This window comes from Acinetobacter geminorum (genome assembly GCF_013009345.1).
GTDB classification, from domain to species: Bacteria; Pseudomonadota; Gammaproteobacteria; order Pseudomonadales; family Moraxellaceae; genus Acinetobacter; species Acinetobacter geminorum.
The window spans coordinates 1-15,686 of the sequence record NZ_JABELE010000004.1 but is presented as its reverse complement, the minus strand read 5'-3'; the positions used below and the strand labels follow the sequence as shown (position 1 = coordinate 15,686).

Below are 15,686 nucleotides of genomic sequence, written 5' to 3'. Positions count from 1 at the left end.
CCTTATTTTTATTATTTTGCTGCCATACGAATTGCACCATCTAGACGGATGACTTCACCATTTAAGTAAGAGTTTTCAGCAATATGTGCCACCAAACGGGCGAATTCTGCTGGTTTTCCTAAACGAGATGGATATGGCACCATTTGTCCCAAAGCATCTTGCACATTTTGTGGCATGCCCTTAAGCATTGGGGTTTCCATAATTCCTGGCGCAATGGTCATAATACGAATAGCATGTCGCGCTAGCTCACGAGCAATCGGCAAAGTCATCGCCACAATAGCGCCTTTAGAAGCTGAATAAGCTGCCTGACCAATTTGGCCGTCAAATGCCGCCACAGACGCAGTGTTTACAATCACACCACGGTCTTCTTCACCTTCTTCAACCGTGTTTTTACTCATTACATCTGCTGCAAAACGCAGCATGTTAAATGTACCTGTAACATTAATATTTAAAGTCCTTGAAAATAATGCCAAATCATGTACGCCTTCACGACCAACCACTTTTGCAGAAGGGCCAATACCCGCACAGTTAACCAAACCATGCAAATGACCATGTTTGACCAACATATCTTTAAAGAACTGTTCAGCAGCAGCTTCATCGGTTACATCAAGTCTTACAAAGTCAGCTTTTGGCCCCAACTGTTTCGCTTGTTGCTCGCCTGCTTCTATATTCATGTCTACCAAGGTAACCGAAGCACCTTGCTGGACTAAATACTCAGCTGTTGCAGCACCCAAACCTGAGCCACCACCTGTAATGACGAAATGTTTCCCTTGAATTTTCATTATGTAATGTCCTATAGAAATGTTCTTTAAACTTAGTAGTGAGAGTAAAAGTTGTTGTTTTCCGATACAATTTCAAAAAGCCTCAAAATGTTTGCAGCTTTTGATCAATCCAAATTTTAAATATGTAGTATTTCACTTGAAATATATGAAGAAAATATGAGTCTTTGACATGGTTGTCCAATCTTCTTTAAGTAAAGGCACAATTTCGATTGCACTAGTACATGAAGCACTGAGTGCGGCTTATGCCAAAGGTCTAAATACACAAATAATTCTAAATAAAGCAGGCATCCCCGCTGAATTACTGATGTCTCCAAAGGCACGTGTGCCTGTTACAACATATGCCCAATTGTGGATAGAGCTTGCAAATGCCATGAACGATGAGTTTTTTGGGATGGATAGCCACCCTATGCGTCGTGGAAGCTATAAATTACTGACTAAACTCGTCAGTACGGCTGAAACTTTAGAAAAAGCACTTTACGATATTTTGAAGTTTTTTAACTTTGTTTTAGATGATATGCACGGAGAACTCATTCGAGAACAAGAAAAAGCTTATTTAGTGATTCATGATCGTGAACAACCTAAACGTATGTTTACCTATGCAACCTTTTTAATATTAGTACACGGACTGATGTGCTGGTTGGTAGACCAGCGAATTGGTTTAAATACTATTATGGTACGTTGTCCTAAACCTCAGGATATTCAGGATTATCTTGTACGTTTTGGTGAAGACATTCAATTTAATGCTGAGGCAAATCGAGTTGAGTTCGATGCCCACTATTTAGATATTAAAATTAAAAAAGATAAAAAAGCGCTTTATGATTTTTTAGAGCAAACTCCGCAAAATCTTTTAGTTCGCTTTAAAAATGAAAATGCCTTGAGTGTACTTATTCGTCGCCATTTATTGAAACTCCACCCTGCACAATGGCCTGAACTCAAAGATGTAGCTCACCAACTCAATATTTCAGAAGCCACCGTTCAACGTAGACTGAAACATGAAGGTGTAAGCTATCAACAAATTAAAAATGAAATCCGCTGTGATATTGCTGTTGAACGCTTAAGTAAAACGAATGACTCAATTCAAGATATTAGTGAAGATTTAAGCTTCCATGACCCAAGTGCATTTCACCGTGCTTTTAAAAAATGGACAGGTGTCAGCCCAGGTGCATATCGAGAAGCTACCTTGAATTCTACAGTTTAAGTTATTCTTATTTTGTTAGTAATGATGCTAATGTGACTCGATCATTTTGGCCATAGTCTTGAATAGTTTTAATTTCACTAAAACCATGCTCAGCAAATATTTTTCGAACAGCTTGCCCCTGATCATAGCCATGCTCTAGTGCAATCCAGCCTTGTAGTTCTAACCAGTTTTTCCCTTGAGCAATAATAATTTCAATATCAGCTAGTCCCTGATGATCTGCAACCAATGCACGGCGCGGTTCTGTTGCTAAAGCTTGCATGTGCTCATCTTCAGGGTCGATATACGGCGGATTAGAAACAATTAAATCAAATTGTTGTGGTTCGAGTGCTTCAAACCAAGCACCGCAGGCAAATTTCACTTGTTGTAATCCATGCGTTTGCGCATTTTCTTTTGCAACTTCTAAAGTAGGTGCATAAATATCAGTTGCTGTTACTTGCCAATCTGGGCGTTCACTCGCTAATGCAAGTGCAATCGCACCTGTGCCCGTTCCCAAATCAACAATATTCGCATTCTTTGGCAAATTTAAATTTAAAACGGTTTCAACCAAAACTTCAGTATCTGGTCGTGGCACTAAAGTATCGGAAGTCACTTTTAAATCGAGCGTCCAAAATGGCTGTGAACCTGTTACATAAGCTAAAGGTTCACCATTTTGAATACGCTCAAGCCCAGCCAAGTAGTCTTGCTCTTGTTGAACTGTTAACTCTTGCTCAAGTTTAAACTTTAATTCAAGCGAATTGATTTTTAGAAAATGCTCAAGTAACCAAGCATTTTCCTGACGTTCATAACTGTCAGGCTCACCACGAATTGCAAGCGCTTGAGCAATGTTCATTAGCCGCCATTTTCCTGAGCAAGCATTGCAAGCTGATCTGCTTGATATTCACGATGTAAGCTATCAAGTAATTCAGTTAAATCACCTTCCATAATGGCATCTAACTTATATAAAGTTAGGTTAATACGATGGTCCGTCATACGTCCTTGCGGATAGTTATAAGTACGGATACGTTCAGAACGGTCACCAGAACCAACCAAATCACGGCGCATTTCAGAAGTTGCTGCATCGGCTGCTGCACGTTTAGCATTTTCAAGACGTGATACTAACAATGCCATCGCCTTAGCTTTATTTTTATGCTGTGAACGTTCTTCTTGACACTCAACCACTGTACCTGTTGGTATGTGAGTAATACGCACTGCCGAATCGGTTTTGTTAATGTGCTGACCACCCGCACCTGACGCACGGTAAGTATCAATACGCAAATCTGCCGGATTAATTTCAACGTTAGTATCAACGTCAATTTCAGGCAAGATTGCTACTGTACATGCTGACGTATGCACACGACCTTGTGATTCAGTTGCTGGAACACGTTGTACACGATGCGCGCCACTTTCAAACTTTAAGCGGCCATACACGCCATCACCATCTACACGGCAAATGACTTCTTTAAAACCGCCATGCTCGCCTTCATTTTCAGAAAGGACTTCAATACGCCAACCTTGCGATTCGGCATATTTACTATACATGCGGAACAAATCACCAGAGAAAATCGCAGCTTCATCACCGCCTGTCCCGGCACGAATTTCTAAATACGCAGCATTAGAGTCATTTGGATCTTTTGGAATCATCAAAATGTTGAGTTGGCTTTCTAATTCTTCAAGCAATGTTTTATTTGCTTGAATTTCTTCTTCTGCCATATCTTTAAAGTCTGGGTCCGACTTCATCATTTCAGCAGTTTCAATATCTTCTTCTGCTTGACGGTATTTGCCCCAAACTTCGGTAATTTCAGATAAATCACTATGTTCACGAGACAATTTACGGAAACGTTTGTTATCGGAGATCACTTCAGCATCTGCAAGCAATGCAGTAAGTTCTTCATGTCGATCACAGAGTTGATCAAGTCGTAAACGGAGTGACGCTTTCATAAGAGGAAATATCTCAAAAGTCCAAAAAGCTTATCGAACGCTATGTAAGTATAGAAGATAAGCAAAATCGTAAAAATAGCGCATAGTTTACAGATTATGCTGCTTAAATGACATATATAATCAGCCAATTCATCAACTTTCCCAATAACTAGAGGCGTATAAATATAATGATTTCGAATAAGATTTATTTACTTGCCTATAATTTGACTGTTCTGTAGGAAATAATAAGTCATCTTTTTTCTCTATATGACAATAGAGGCTTTGTTGATAAAACCTCTTTGCCCAACCTACTTATTTTAATTTTTCTAATAAGGTTTTACCCACCAAAACAGCCGACGCCGGATTTTGCCCTGTAATAAGTTCACGGTCCACTACTACGTTTGGAGTCCATGCAGTGGTATTACTTTGATACTTACCGCCAAGTGACTGTAAAGCCGTTTGTGGATAAAACTTCATTTCTCCACCTTTTAATAAAGCTTTAGCCTGCTCTTCTTCCTGATTGCTAATTACAGTCATCCGATAATTTTTATAAATCCATTCGCCAGTTTTCACTGTTTTACCTTGTTCTAGTTGACCAACTACTTCCGAGGCATTAGGTAAAGTAGACATCAACGCAATAGGGCCATGACAGACCAACGCAGTAGGTTTACCAGCTTTATGGAAAGCTGTAAGTACTTTTCCAAGTTGTTTATCTTTTAAGAGATCTTGCATAGGTGCATGTCCACCTGGAATATAAATAGCATCAAACTGACCCACGCCAATTTGCTCAATACGAGATAGGCTCACAACCGGAGAATCTTGAGCAGATGTTAATTTTAGATCATGCAATAAACCTAAATATTGCTTTAATGCTTTTTCATCTTGGTTAAAATACATCGCATTATTTGATGATTCATCTAATGTTGGAGCTTTACCTTTTGGAGTAGCAAAAGTTACTGTATGGCCTGCATCTAAAAGCATTTTTGTAGGCTGCATCAATTCATTTAAATAAAAGCCCGTTTTAAAAATTTGACCATTTTTTAGCTCTAGCTGTCCTTCATCAGACAATACAACCAATACATGAGCAGCATTTGCACTTAATGCTGCTGAAGCGGTAACTATTGCAAGCATTATTTTATTTAGAGATTTCATAATTCGACCTTCATTTCAACCATTTGCTGGATTTATAACTGGGATGGATATATTCTATTTTTGCCAATAAGGTAAAAAAACAACCATATACACAAAACTTTTTTGCGTTTGAGAACAAAATGTCTCGTCAATTTGACCATCTTGCAGATGTAGAAGTGTTTTTAATTGTGGCTGAGAAACTTTCTATTAGTGCGGCTGCAGTCTATTTATCCACGACTCCTTCAGTCATTAGTAGAACAATTACGCGACTGGAAAAAAAGTTAGGTATCCAGTTTTTTAGAAGAACAACTCGCCATTTGAGTCTCACTGAAGCAGGTCAGCTTTATTATGAGAAAATGCAGTACGCCTTTCAGTTAATTGACCATGCAGAGCGTGATATTCAGGGTGAACAACTGCAAATTTCTGGCAAAATTAAATTAAGTGTACCTACCACCTATGGGCATTATCGCCTCCCACCCTTATTACAGCAATTTCTTTTGCAATATCCCAGCATTCAAATTGAAGTTAGTATTTCTAATCGAAACGTTGATTTAATTGCTGAAGGATTTGATTTAGCTATTCGTCAAGGTCAGCTTCCTAATAGCACACTTATTGCCAGACCTCTGGAACTTGCACCTCTTCAACTTGTTGCCTCACCCGAATATTTAAAACGTATGGGTGTTCCTCAAACCTTGGAAGAATTAAATCATCACCAATGTATTGCTTTTGAATTACCGAGCAGTGGTAAGGTCATTCCATGGTTCTTTAAGAATGTAGATCAAGAAATTCAGTGGACACCAACAAATAGGATTTTGATAAAAGAAGATATTTTAGGAGTAGTATCACTTGCCGAAAGTGGATTAGGAATATGTCAAAGTTACAGCTTTATTGTTGATGAAAAAATTCAACAAGGAAAACTACATCCTTTACTTGAAGGTTATGCAGGTCATACACGCCCCTTTTCTTTACTTTACGCACAACATAAACATATGTCTTCTGCCACAAGAGCTTTTATAGATTTCTTATGCTCAACTGAGAATAGATGAACTTGGGGCCAGTTAAATTAGAATCACTTTTTTCTACATGGGCATTAAATATTCTATTTTAATAGAAAGCATACAAACCAGACACTAAACTCCAATAATCGAATCAAGGTTCTCCACATTTAAGGAGAAGTCTTTTGTTACATTTGCTCTAACAAAAGATATAGGGTCCTGCAACTGGGGACACGGAGTCAAAAATGAAATTAAATGCTTGGTTATGTAGCGCTGTTCTAGCAACTTCAATGGTTACTGTGGCACATGCTGACAATACAACACATGTAGCAGCTGCGTCTGCTTTGGGTAGTGTAGCTGGTACTGCAATTGGTAAAAGTATGGGCGGTACATCTGGCGCAACAATCGGTGCTGCTTTAGGCGGTGCTGGTGGTGCAGCTGTTGCGAGCGACCGTCGTAACCGTACTGAATCTGCGATTGGCGGTGCTTTAGGTGGTGGTGCCGGTTACACCGTTGGTAAAAGCATGGGTGGTACAAACGGTGGTTATGTCGGTGCTGCTTTAGGTGCTGCGGGTGGTTCTGCTTTAGGTAATAAAATTTCTAAAGACCGCTATACAACTAAATCTTCTAAACACTGGAAGAAAAAACACCGTCGTCATCACTAATCAAATTTGACGAACAGATATTTAAGCACCTTCGGGTGCTTTTTTATTGTGATGAAGCTATACGCTCATATTCCGTATGCTCATGGTTTATCCATAAATTAATATAAACACTACAAACAGACACAAAACTATCGTAACGCCTTTTGGGTTCTCCATAATTATTACGAAATTTTTTATTACATTTACCTCAAGATAAAAATACTGTCCTTTCAGTAAAAGGACATGGAGTTCCAAGATGAAAATGAATATTTGGTTAGCTAGTGCATTAATTGCAACATCTTCAATTGTTACAGTTGCACATGCAGACAATGGCACACGTGTTGCTGCAACCTCTGCTTTAGGTAGTGTAGTGGGTACTGCAATCGGTAAAAGTATTGGTGGTACATCTGGTGCAACAATCGGTGCTGCTTTAGGTGGTGCTGGTGGCGCAGCAGCAGCAAGTGATCGTCGTAATCGTACAGAAGCTGCAATTGGTGGTGCTTTAGGTGGTGGTGCTGGTTATACAGTCGGCAAAAATATGGGCGGTACCAACGGTGGATACATCGGTGCAGCAGTAGGTGCCGCTGGTGGTTCTGCATTAGGTCGTAAAGTTGCTGAAGATCGTAACTACGATGACCGTTATGACCGCGGACGTTACGATCGTGATGACCGTAAATATTACGATGGTGACCGTCGTTATTATAAAGGCGGTAGCCGTCGCCATGACAATGGCTTACACCGTGGTTGGTACAAAAACCGCTAATTCACAGAGTAATCAAAAGAGCACCTTCGGGTGCTTTTTTATTGATAGATAAAATTTAATATCGAAAAAAAACGATATACATCACACCCCATATATCGTATTATTTCGATATATCCTTATTCGAGAATATCGCATGCGATCACTTCAAGATACCAAGTTCTCTATCTTAGAACTTGCTCCTATTCGTAATGATAAAACCATCGAATTCTCATTACGTCACGCATTAGAATTGGCACAACATGCAGAAAAACTAGGCTATGAACGTTTCTGGCTTGCTGAACATCACAACATGGATGGTATCGCAAGTTCAGCTACCGCTGTCTTACTTGGTTTTATTGCAGCACATACACAGCATATTCGCTTAGGTTCAGGCGGGATTATGCTTCCTAACCATGCCCCTTTAGTTGTCGCCGAACAATTTGGAACACTTGCTACTTTATATCCAAATCGTATTGAACTTGGTTTAGGTCGTGCTCCTGGTACAGATCAACTCACTATGCGAGCTTTACGTCGTGGCCATCAAGAAACCGAAGATCAATTTCCTAGAGATGTTGTCGAAATCTTAAAATATTTCGATGTACCTCAAGCTGGACAAAAAATTATTGCAACACCGGGACAAAGCACACATGTTCCTGTTTGGTTACTTGGATCTAGCCTATTTAGTGCACAACTCGCGGCAAAACTTGGACTTCCCTACTCGTTTGCCTCTCATTTCGCACCACGTATGCTAGGTCAAGCCATTCAACTTTATCGAGAGAACTTTGAACCTTCTGCTTATTTAGATAAACCTTACGTTTCTATGGGTGTACCTGTTGTTGTAGCAGAGACTGATGAAGAAGCACAGTTTTTAGCAACAAGTGCATACCAACGTGTATTAGGCTTAATTCGTGGCGAAAGCTTAAAACTTAAACCACCAGTTGAATCAATGCAGGGATTGTGGAATACAGCAGAACAACTTTCTGTCGAAAACTTCTATGCAATGGCACAAATTGGGTCTGTAGATACGGTTCGTGCTGGCTTACAAAAGTTATTAGCTACATACGATGTTGATGAATTTATTTTTACATGTGATGTATACGATACAGTTAAACGTTTAGAAAGCTTCACACAACTCATGAATGTAAAAACAGAACATTAAACTCTACTTCAAGTTCCCATACTTGAATTGATTTCGAGTATGGGATGACCATCTATCTGAAAAGACTTTACCCCAACTTCCTGCTTGGTTATTTATATTAAAACGATAAAAACATCATGATTTAAAAAACCAAAAGGACTTTTGGAAAATGAGTATTAATATTAAAAATAACACTTCAAAATCAGTGATTTTTCAGAATATCTCTCAAGATTTCGAAGATTTTACTGGTCAAGTGATTTCATCAACATCAATTAAAGAGTTTGACTTTTCACATTCATCTGTCGCGATTATTGGTACAAATCAAGATAGCGTGACTCATCTTGAAAAAGTCTGTCAGCAAGCAAAATTTGTGACTGTCTTCCAAATCACCCCTCATTTTATTTTGCCCCATAGTCAGGTGGGTACACATAAGTTAATTACCCACCCACTTATTATCAAAAACCGCAGGTTATTTAACAATCGTGTTAAAAGCATTCTGGCATTACGTTTTCTAGAAACTCAAGTAAACGAACCATGGCTTAAGCGTCTTTTGACTCCCAATACTGCAACCACGAAAAAAGTATTTTTTAAATCCGACAGTTATTATGCAGCACTTCAGAAACCCAACTGTAAATTGCAAACATGGCCAATTGTTAAAATTACCAATAGATCTATTCACAGCATGGATGGTATAGAACAACCCGTTGATATTATTATCAGAGCAATCCCATAAAAGTAAAAAAGCATGGTTTTAAGCCATGCTTTTTTACTTTACTCATATTTTTGCAAATTACCATGATCATCGTAATGCAAAATGATTCGCTGTTTTTCTTGCAACTCAGTTAACATTTCGGGAGTAACCAAGAATTGGGCAGCTAATAATTCAACAGAACTATTAGGCGCTTTAGCTCGTCGATCCTCACCACTAAACCTAATCCAGTTATAACTTGCCCACAAAATTAAAATGAGCGCGCTAATTCCGATCAGTAGGGCTAAATGTAGTAAAGTCTTAACTTCTGATAGATGATCAACCCAGACATAATCATAAATTAAGTGCCCTTCAAAAACCCATAAAAACAGTGAAACCAATGGAAAAAGCAACCACATCAAACAAATCCACCCAATAGTTTGCAATGTATAGTTTGCTGTTTTATTTTTCACATATTCAGGTTGATCAATATATTCGGGGATATCTAAAGTCTCTATATCCTTGTTTTCCTCAGGTTTCATGGGTTATCTCCACGGAAGCCGCGGTCTGGGCTCACCCAACGGGCACGTTTTTTAGTGTTAAATAAAGTCTTTGGTACCGCCACAACACTTGTAAATAAAGTAAGCAGCCAGAAAAATAATGGGTACCAGATTACCCAAAAATAGTTTCTAAAGAAGCGGCTGCGGTCATAGCGCTGATCAATCCACAAGCTAACCAAAAACTGAATCAGACATGTTCCACCTAGTATCACACCGTACCACTGTGGCATAAGCGTTTTAATCTGCCATTGCTGAGGTAGTTCAACAAATAATCCAACAAAAAATAGCGTGAAGATCATAATCATCACATAAGACCAGATAATACTGACTAGCGCCTCAATCATGACTGGCCACATTCTACGAACACGCAATTTAAACATCTGTGGAATATATTCTATAAGAACCTCCACCCCTCCTTGCGCCCAACGAAGACGCTGTTTCCACAGCCCCTTGAATGTCTCTGGCATATAGATATAACAAAGCGCTTGTGGAATATACTGAATATCCCAATGGTCGAGTTGTAACTTCCATGAAATATCAATATCTTCGGTAATTTTATCGTCAGACCAAAAACCGACTCGAACGAGTGCAGTTTTACGGAATGCAGCAATCACACCAGACACAGTAAAAATACGACCATATGTACGTTGTGCACGTTTAATTAAACCAATAATCGAAGAAAACTCACCAACCTGTAATTTTCCTAAAATACTAGATCGATTTAAAATTCGTGGATTACCCGTTACAGCACCAATTCGCGGGAAGTTAATAAATGGCTGCATTAACCAAAGTACCGCATGCGGATGTAACAACGCATCTCCATCAATACACACAAGATATTCGTATTTACTAACCAGTACTCCCGATCTTAAAGCTACGGCCTTACCCTGATTTTCTGCTAAGTGTACAACCCGAAGTCGTGAATCTTGCGCTGACAATTCATCGAGAATTTCGGCGGTCCTGTCACTACTTCCATCATTGACGGCGATCACTTCAAAATTTGGATATTTGGTTTGTAGCGCATAACGAATTGTTTGCCGCACTTGGGCTTCTTCGTTAAAACACGGAATAATAATACTGCATCCTTCACTAGTCGGTTCGGGAAGTGCTTGTTCACGGTATTCTCTTTTAAAGAAAAACCAAAGTCCCCCTACCATCCATGTCCAAGCCATCAGTAAGGGATATAAAAAAGCAAAAGCAAATAGAATATCGAGTAATACCCTCATTACTTTTTCCCCTCTACCAATCCAGCAAAAGGCTGATACATCACAGGGCTAGCATTCAGACTAATCGGATTATATAAATATTGATGAACATCTTTTGATTTTTCAAAGTCATAGCCATCAATACCGAATTTCTGGATTCCTATTCGCTGAATAGAAAAGAGCCCTTGCTGAACCTCTTCCCAAGCATTTTTTTGCGAGTTTTCTGGTAATACTAAAGTCAGCATTATTCTTTGCTTATCATTTTCATTAAGTGTATTTAAGAGCGTTAACAACTGATTAAATTGTTTTTTCTTACCAATCACATCAAACTTCAAATTGACTAAATCATGTTTTAACAAAAGTGCTTTTATAAGCTCAGGTAGATTTTCGATATGGTCTAAATCAGGTGTAAGTAATAAACTAAACTGTGCCTGATTACTCATATTTAAATAAGGTTTGACCGCTTTTTTAGTCAATTGACTCAGTTGTTCGAGTTGTTTTGATTGTTCAATGCAACTGCTTTCTTGCACTGTTACTTTTTGCATTGCGCAATTTAAAGATGATCCTGCATTAAGCTGAATACCACTTAAATTACTGTTAAAGCGTGCAATATCTTTAGCCAAATCTGAAGCTAAAAATGGTTTATCCTTTTGCGGATAAGCAGGCAATTCTAATATTACAGATTGGCCTGCACGGGTTTGAGCCTGCCATAAGCTACGATTTAAAATATCTTGTTGAACAGACATTTTATTTGTAGGGAAATAGGCAACATCATATTGCCCATCTTCATCTTTATCTTCCAAAGGCTTTAAGATTAAAGCGTTGTTTTTCAAGCTATACAGTTTTGATAGCAACTGCCCTAATTTTTCATCAGTCTGAGAGTTTTGTTGCGCTGCTAAGTGCTTTAAATCCATACTCACAAAATGACGTGGCTGCTTAAATAAATCTGCCTCTTCGAAGTTCAGGATATTTAACATACCCTCTGTCAGTTGTTCAGCTGTTGGGTTATCAATGACTAAGCTACGTTTAAAAGTTGAGTCACTTACGCGATTCATTCCATCACGTCCCAAACTGAATGAAAACTGGAAACCCGCCTGTTGTGCTAACTTTTCTAATTGCTCATTCACGGCACCATATGGCCAAATAATTGCTTTAGGATTAACCCCTACTTCTTTTTTCAAAACCGCATAAGATTTCTTTAAATCCTGCAAAATGCGTTGTTGATATTCTGCATCGGTTTCATAACGTGATTGCGATTTTAAATATGCATAAGAAGTCGCAGCCGGTTGCTCATTACCTTGAGGATTGGCCAACACACCATGATGTAAATCATCGCTATGGCTTGCAAACTCGGCTAAGCCAGATGCTTGCATTTCACGAACTTGAGCCCAATTCACCAAGTTACCTTGACCATAGGCTTCATAACCCGCTTTTGTATTACCATTTAACCAACTGGTTGGAAGTGCAAAAACTGCTGGAATCTGATATTGCTTAAGTAAAGGAAATACTCGGCTATAACTACTCAAAGCACCATCATCAAAGGTGAGTAGAATAGAGTTATGAGGTAATTCCTTACCTTGCTTACGCGCCTCTTCAATGTCTTTTAGACGAATCGATTTCCAGTCCGACTGACTAAGCCAATCGAGAAACTGCGCCAGATTATTGGTCTGAATCGCATAAATATCACGATCACCTTCCTTTAGCACATCATCTCGTACATCATGAAAAGTTAAAGAAACCGTATGATTTTTTGGTAATTCAGTATCAATGCGGGCATAGGAAAATTGTACGGGTAATAATGTTGAAGCAAACACACAGCTCAACATTTTTGACTTCATATTATTCATTAAAAACGCCCTTCAAATCCAAAAATACCGTAGGTATGTTGTTCATCATGACCATCGTATGGATGGTATTGCCAACCAACTCCATAATTAAGTTGCCAAGTCCGTGAGAGCTGCCATTGATGTTGATATTGCAAAGAATATGTTGGTCGAGCTGAGTAATCTGCTTGTTTATAAAGCCCGACTCCAGCTTCAAAATGCTGTTTAAATGAGCGTTCGTATTCTCGCCAAGTGACCCAGTCATGGCTTAAATTCAACTCAGCACTGTAGTGATTGCTTGGGCTAAAGTAAGCGGTCTCATCTTGGCTATTGCTGCCATAAAATCCACGTACCGTTCCGTAGGTAATATGATGAGGCGCATCAAATAGTCGTTCACGCCAAAAGGTCGAAAATTCTTGTTGTTTATTACCGTCGCTTATATCGGTTAAGCCATAACTTGCCCCAATTTGGCGTGACTCATCTTTTTGCCATGTCAAAGCGGCGCGGTAAGCTTGTCCATCCTCACCAGCATCAATTGCTTGTAATGGAATATTAGCCTGACTGTCATATTGCAATTGATATTGCCAGTGGTCGTTTAGCCATTGTGACCAATCAAGACGAACGCCTGCTTGTCCACCATCTGTACTTTGCGACAAGATTGCCGACAATGCCTTACGGTTTGCTTGCCACTCAGCACCAACACCATAACGTTGATCATGCACATCACCAAAACGGTATTCTCCGTAGCGATCTTGATGCCAAGCAAATAGGCGATAATTATCTTTAATCCAAGGGCTATTAATACGTGTTTCCATTTCTCGGTCTTTCAAACCATTTTGCCCACTCACAGAATCACTGTTCTCTGCTTTACTTTGACCCCAAGTTGTTGAATGTGAGATGGTTGCTCTATCACGATCATCTAATTCTTTTCGACTTTTAACTACACCACTATCTTCAGGATAATATTGCAAAAGACTTTCTGTGCTTTTGCGCCACTCAGGAATATTCCCTAAAGCCTGGGCATTTTGCATTTGGTTAATACGCGTATCTTTAGCAACTGGCGTTAAGCCATTTAAACGATCAATTGTTTGCTTCGCCTGTAATGGCTTATCTCTCCAGCGCTCAACACGAGCAAGGTTATTAATTAAACCTTCATTAGCAGGTGCAAGATCTACTTGTTTCTGAAAATGCTTTTCTGATTTATCCAAATGATTTGCATAAGCTAAATGCATGCCTTGTAAAGCGATATAATCATCACGATCAGGATGACTTGATTTATCCACCCCTTTGGCTTGACTGTATTTATACGTAGGGATCAACCGATCAACATCATTCAAAAGTTGCTCAGCTTGTTTATATTTTTCTTGTTCAATATAAGAATAATAAAGCCCCGTATATACCGTCATATCTGAATAGTTTTTTTCGGTAAGTAAGGTTTTAAAAGCGAGTTCAGCCTGCTGCGGTTGTCTTTCTGCTAAATAACTATCCGCAATCGCATGACGTACATAAGCAGGTAGCTTTTCTAACGATACATTTAATTTAGTAAATTCATCTAATACCGTACGGCTACGCCCACGAAAGTCCAAAGCATATAAATAGTCATAATGAAATCTTAAATAATTGGAGTCTGACGGTTGAATCAAAGGCTGTATTTGCTCACCTTGTTTCAACACAGCATCAAGCTCAGCAAAGCCTTCACTATCCGACATCCCTTCTCGATTGAGATATTTATAGCGAGTAATTGCATTATTTACACGTTGAGAAAACTCACTGACTTTTAGCCAGTGCTGTAGCGCTTCTGTTTGTGCATTTTTATCGCTGGCAAGCAATAACTGCTGAGCTTTTTTATATGAACCTACAGCCGCTAAGTCATAACTATATTCTTGTAAAACCGCAAAAGAGTTTGGTTGCTGTTGATAAGCTTGCTCAATTACAGATAAAGCATCTACTGGTGAATTAATGAGTCGATATGCATAAGCAATTTGAACAAATTGCTCAGCTGTAAGATTTTTACTCTTAATACTTGTTAAATGTACCTTAGCATTTACAGGATCTTGGGCTTCAGCATATAAAACTGCTAATAAAATCTGCCCATCAGATGTCTTGTGAATATTAAATTTGTTCGACCACTCAATTGCATCTTTAAAGTGTTTAAAATCACGCAAATTACGTATTAATGGTAATTGGCCATATTCTGGAAAAGTCACATAATTAATATTTGCTAAATGCTGAGAAAAAGTCAGTAGATCTTTTTTTTCACTTGACATTACAACTAAATAATCAGCTAGCAATTTTTGGTCATGTGGGTATTTATTTAGCAATTGATCTAATTTCAATATTGCTTGTTGAGTTTGTCCAGTTTTGTAAGTCTGAATAGCTTGCTCTCGCAATTCATCCACTTGAGCGGCATATAAATTAAGTGGCAAGATATATACCAATGAAAAAACACATTTTTTTAGCATTTTGATAATCAGATAGTCCCATATCGAGGTGGGAAAGTATAATTAAAATAAAAAATCAATCACACAACACCAAAAAAGTGTGAACCATTTAACATTTTATAAATTATGGATTTTTTATGGATGATTTTCTAAAATATTTAGAAAAATTAAATAATTACTATTTTTTAGCACAATAAAAAATATACACTTCTTTTCAATAGTGTTATTTAAATTTACAAATGAGTTTCAAAATATCCACGGGTTTATAACCAATAAAAACCTTTTAATAACATTTTGTTTTATATTTAAAACTTTTATTTTTCACTAAGATATATGTATAAAAAAACCATTCAACTTATCTATAACTAACCCGAATCCCGCTTAAGCCGATATTTCCATAACCCGAATTATCGGCTTATTTTGGTGACATATTTGATAAGCAC

14 protein-coding genes are annotated in these 15,686 nt (G+C 38.4%); 6 read left to right on the top strand and 8 right to left on the bottom strand.

Going from position 1 to position 15,686, the window contains the following annotated elements; translation table 11 throughout:
* Positions 1 to 11: 11 nt before the first annotated feature.
* Positions 12 to 782 carry a 3-hydroxyacyl-CoA dehydrogenase gene (locus HJG58_RS04740; RefSeq protein ID WP_170248098.1) on the bottom strand — a complete coding sequence of 257 codons (771 nt, stop codon included), beginning with the start codon at positions 780 to 782 and terminating at the stop codon, positions 12 to 14.
* Between the two features lie 169 nt (positions 783 to 951).
* On the opposite strand from HJG58_RS04740, the gene HJG58_RS04735 reads away from it, so the two are divergent.
* Positions 952 to 1,980 (top strand): AraC family transcriptional regulator, encoded by a 1,029-nt coding sequence (locus HJG58_RS04735; protein WP_170248097.1) that lies wholly within the window; start codon positions 952 to 954, stop codon positions 1,978 to 1,980.
* Between the two features lie 7 nt (positions 1,981 to 1,987).
* Here HJG58_RS04735 and prmC read toward each other — a convergent pair whose 3' ends face one another.
* The 3 genes from prmC to HJG58_RS04720 all read right to left on the bottom strand — a co-directional run bounded on the left by prmC (position 1,988) and on the right by HJG58_RS04720 (position 5,028).
* The gene (gene prmC / locus HJG58_RS04730; protein ID WP_170248096.1) at positions 1,988 to 2,809 is read right to left on the bottom strand and encodes a peptide chain release factor N(5)-glutamine methyltransferase; all 822 of its coding nucleotides are present in this window, start codon (positions 2,807 to 2,809) and stop codon (positions 1,988 to 1,990) included.
* The gene (gene prfA / locus HJG58_RS04725) at positions 2,809 to 3,897 is read right to left on the bottom strand and encodes a peptide chain release factor 1 (protein ID WP_170248095.1); all 1,089 of its coding nucleotides are present in this window, start codon (positions 3,895 to 3,897) and stop codon (positions 2,809 to 2,811) included. The genes prmC and prfA overlap by 1 nt, the downstream gene beginning before the upstream one ends.
* Before the next feature lie 291 nt (positions 3,898 to 4,188).
* Positions 4,189 to 5,028, bottom strand: a complete 840-nt coding sequence (locus HJG58_RS04720; RefSeq protein ID WP_216076507.1) for a type 1 glutamine amidotransferase domain-containing protein — start codon at positions 5,026 to 5,028, stop codon at positions 4,189 to 4,191.
* Between the two features lie 119 nt (positions 5,029 to 5,147).
* Between HJG58_RS04720 and HJG58_RS04715 the strand changes: the two genes are divergently transcribed.
* From HJG58_RS04715 to HJG58_RS04695, 5 genes are all read left to right on the top strand, one after another.
* Positions 5,148 to 6,053 (top strand): LysR family transcriptional regulator, encoded by a 906-nt coding sequence (locus HJG58_RS04715; protein WP_170248094.1) that lies wholly within the window; start codon positions 5,148 to 5,150, stop codon positions 6,051 to 6,053.
* A gap of 194 nt (positions 6,054 to 6,247) precedes the next feature.
* Positions 6,248 to 6,667, top strand: a complete 420-nt coding sequence (locus HJG58_RS04710; protein ID WP_017398518.1) for a glycine zipper domain-containing protein — start codon at positions 6,248 to 6,250, stop codon at positions 6,665 to 6,667.
* Positions 6,668 to 6,902: 235 nt separating this feature from the next.
* On the top strand, positions 6,903 to 7,409 hold the full coding sequence (locus HJG58_RS04705; RefSeq protein ID WP_170248093.1) for a hypothetical protein: 507 nt from the start codon (positions 6,903 to 6,905) through the stop codon (positions 7,407 to 7,409).
* A 133-nt stretch (positions 7,410 to 7,542) separates the two neighbouring features.
* Positions 7,543 to 8,547, top strand: a complete 1,005-nt coding sequence (locus HJG58_RS04700; protein ID WP_170248092.1) for an LLM class flavin-dependent oxidoreductase — start codon at positions 7,543 to 7,545, stop codon at positions 8,545 to 8,547.
* Between the two features lie 148 nt (positions 8,548 to 8,695).
* The gene (locus HJG58_RS04695; protein ID WP_170248091.1) at positions 8,696 to 9,259 is read left to right on the top strand and encodes an NAD(P)/FAD-dependent oxidoreductase; all 564 of its coding nucleotides are present in this window, start codon (positions 8,696 to 8,698) and stop codon (positions 9,257 to 9,259) included.
* Between the two features lie 38 nt (positions 9,260 to 9,297).
* Here HJG58_RS04695 and pgaD read toward each other — a convergent pair whose 3' ends face one another.
* The 4 genes from pgaD to pgaA are packed head-to-tail and all read right to left on the bottom strand — an operon-like array spanning position 9,298 to position 15,264.
* Positions 9,298 to 9,756, bottom strand: a complete 459-nt coding sequence (pgaD, locus tag HJG58_RS04690; protein WP_170248090.1) for a poly-beta-1,6-N-acetyl-D-glucosamine biosynthesis protein PgaD — start codon at positions 9,754 to 9,756, stop codon at positions 9,298 to 9,300.
* A complete protein-coding gene (pgaC, locus tag HJG58_RS04685; protein WP_170248089.1) occupies positions 9,753 to 11,000 on the bottom strand; it encodes a poly-beta-1,6-N-acetyl-D-glucosamine synthase in 1,248 nt (415 codons plus the stop codon). Before pgaC ends, pgaD begins: the two co-directional genes overlap by 4 nt.
* Entirely contained in the window at positions 11,000 to 12,826 is a 1,827-nt protein-coding gene (gene pgaB / locus HJG58_RS04680; protein WP_170248088.1) for a poly-beta-1,6-N-acetyl-D-glucosamine N-deacetylase PgaB, read from the bottom strand. The genes pgaC and pgaB overlap by 1 nt, the downstream gene beginning before the upstream one ends.
* Positions 12,826 to 15,264 (bottom strand): poly-beta-1,6 N-acetyl-D-glucosamine export porin PgaA, encoded by a 2,439-nt coding sequence (pgaA, locus tag HJG58_RS04675; protein WP_170248087.1) that lies wholly within the window; start codon positions 15,262 to 15,264, stop codon positions 12,826 to 12,828. Before pgaA ends, pgaB begins: the two co-directional genes overlap by 1 nt.
* Positions 15,265 to 15,686: the final 422 nt, after the last annotated feature.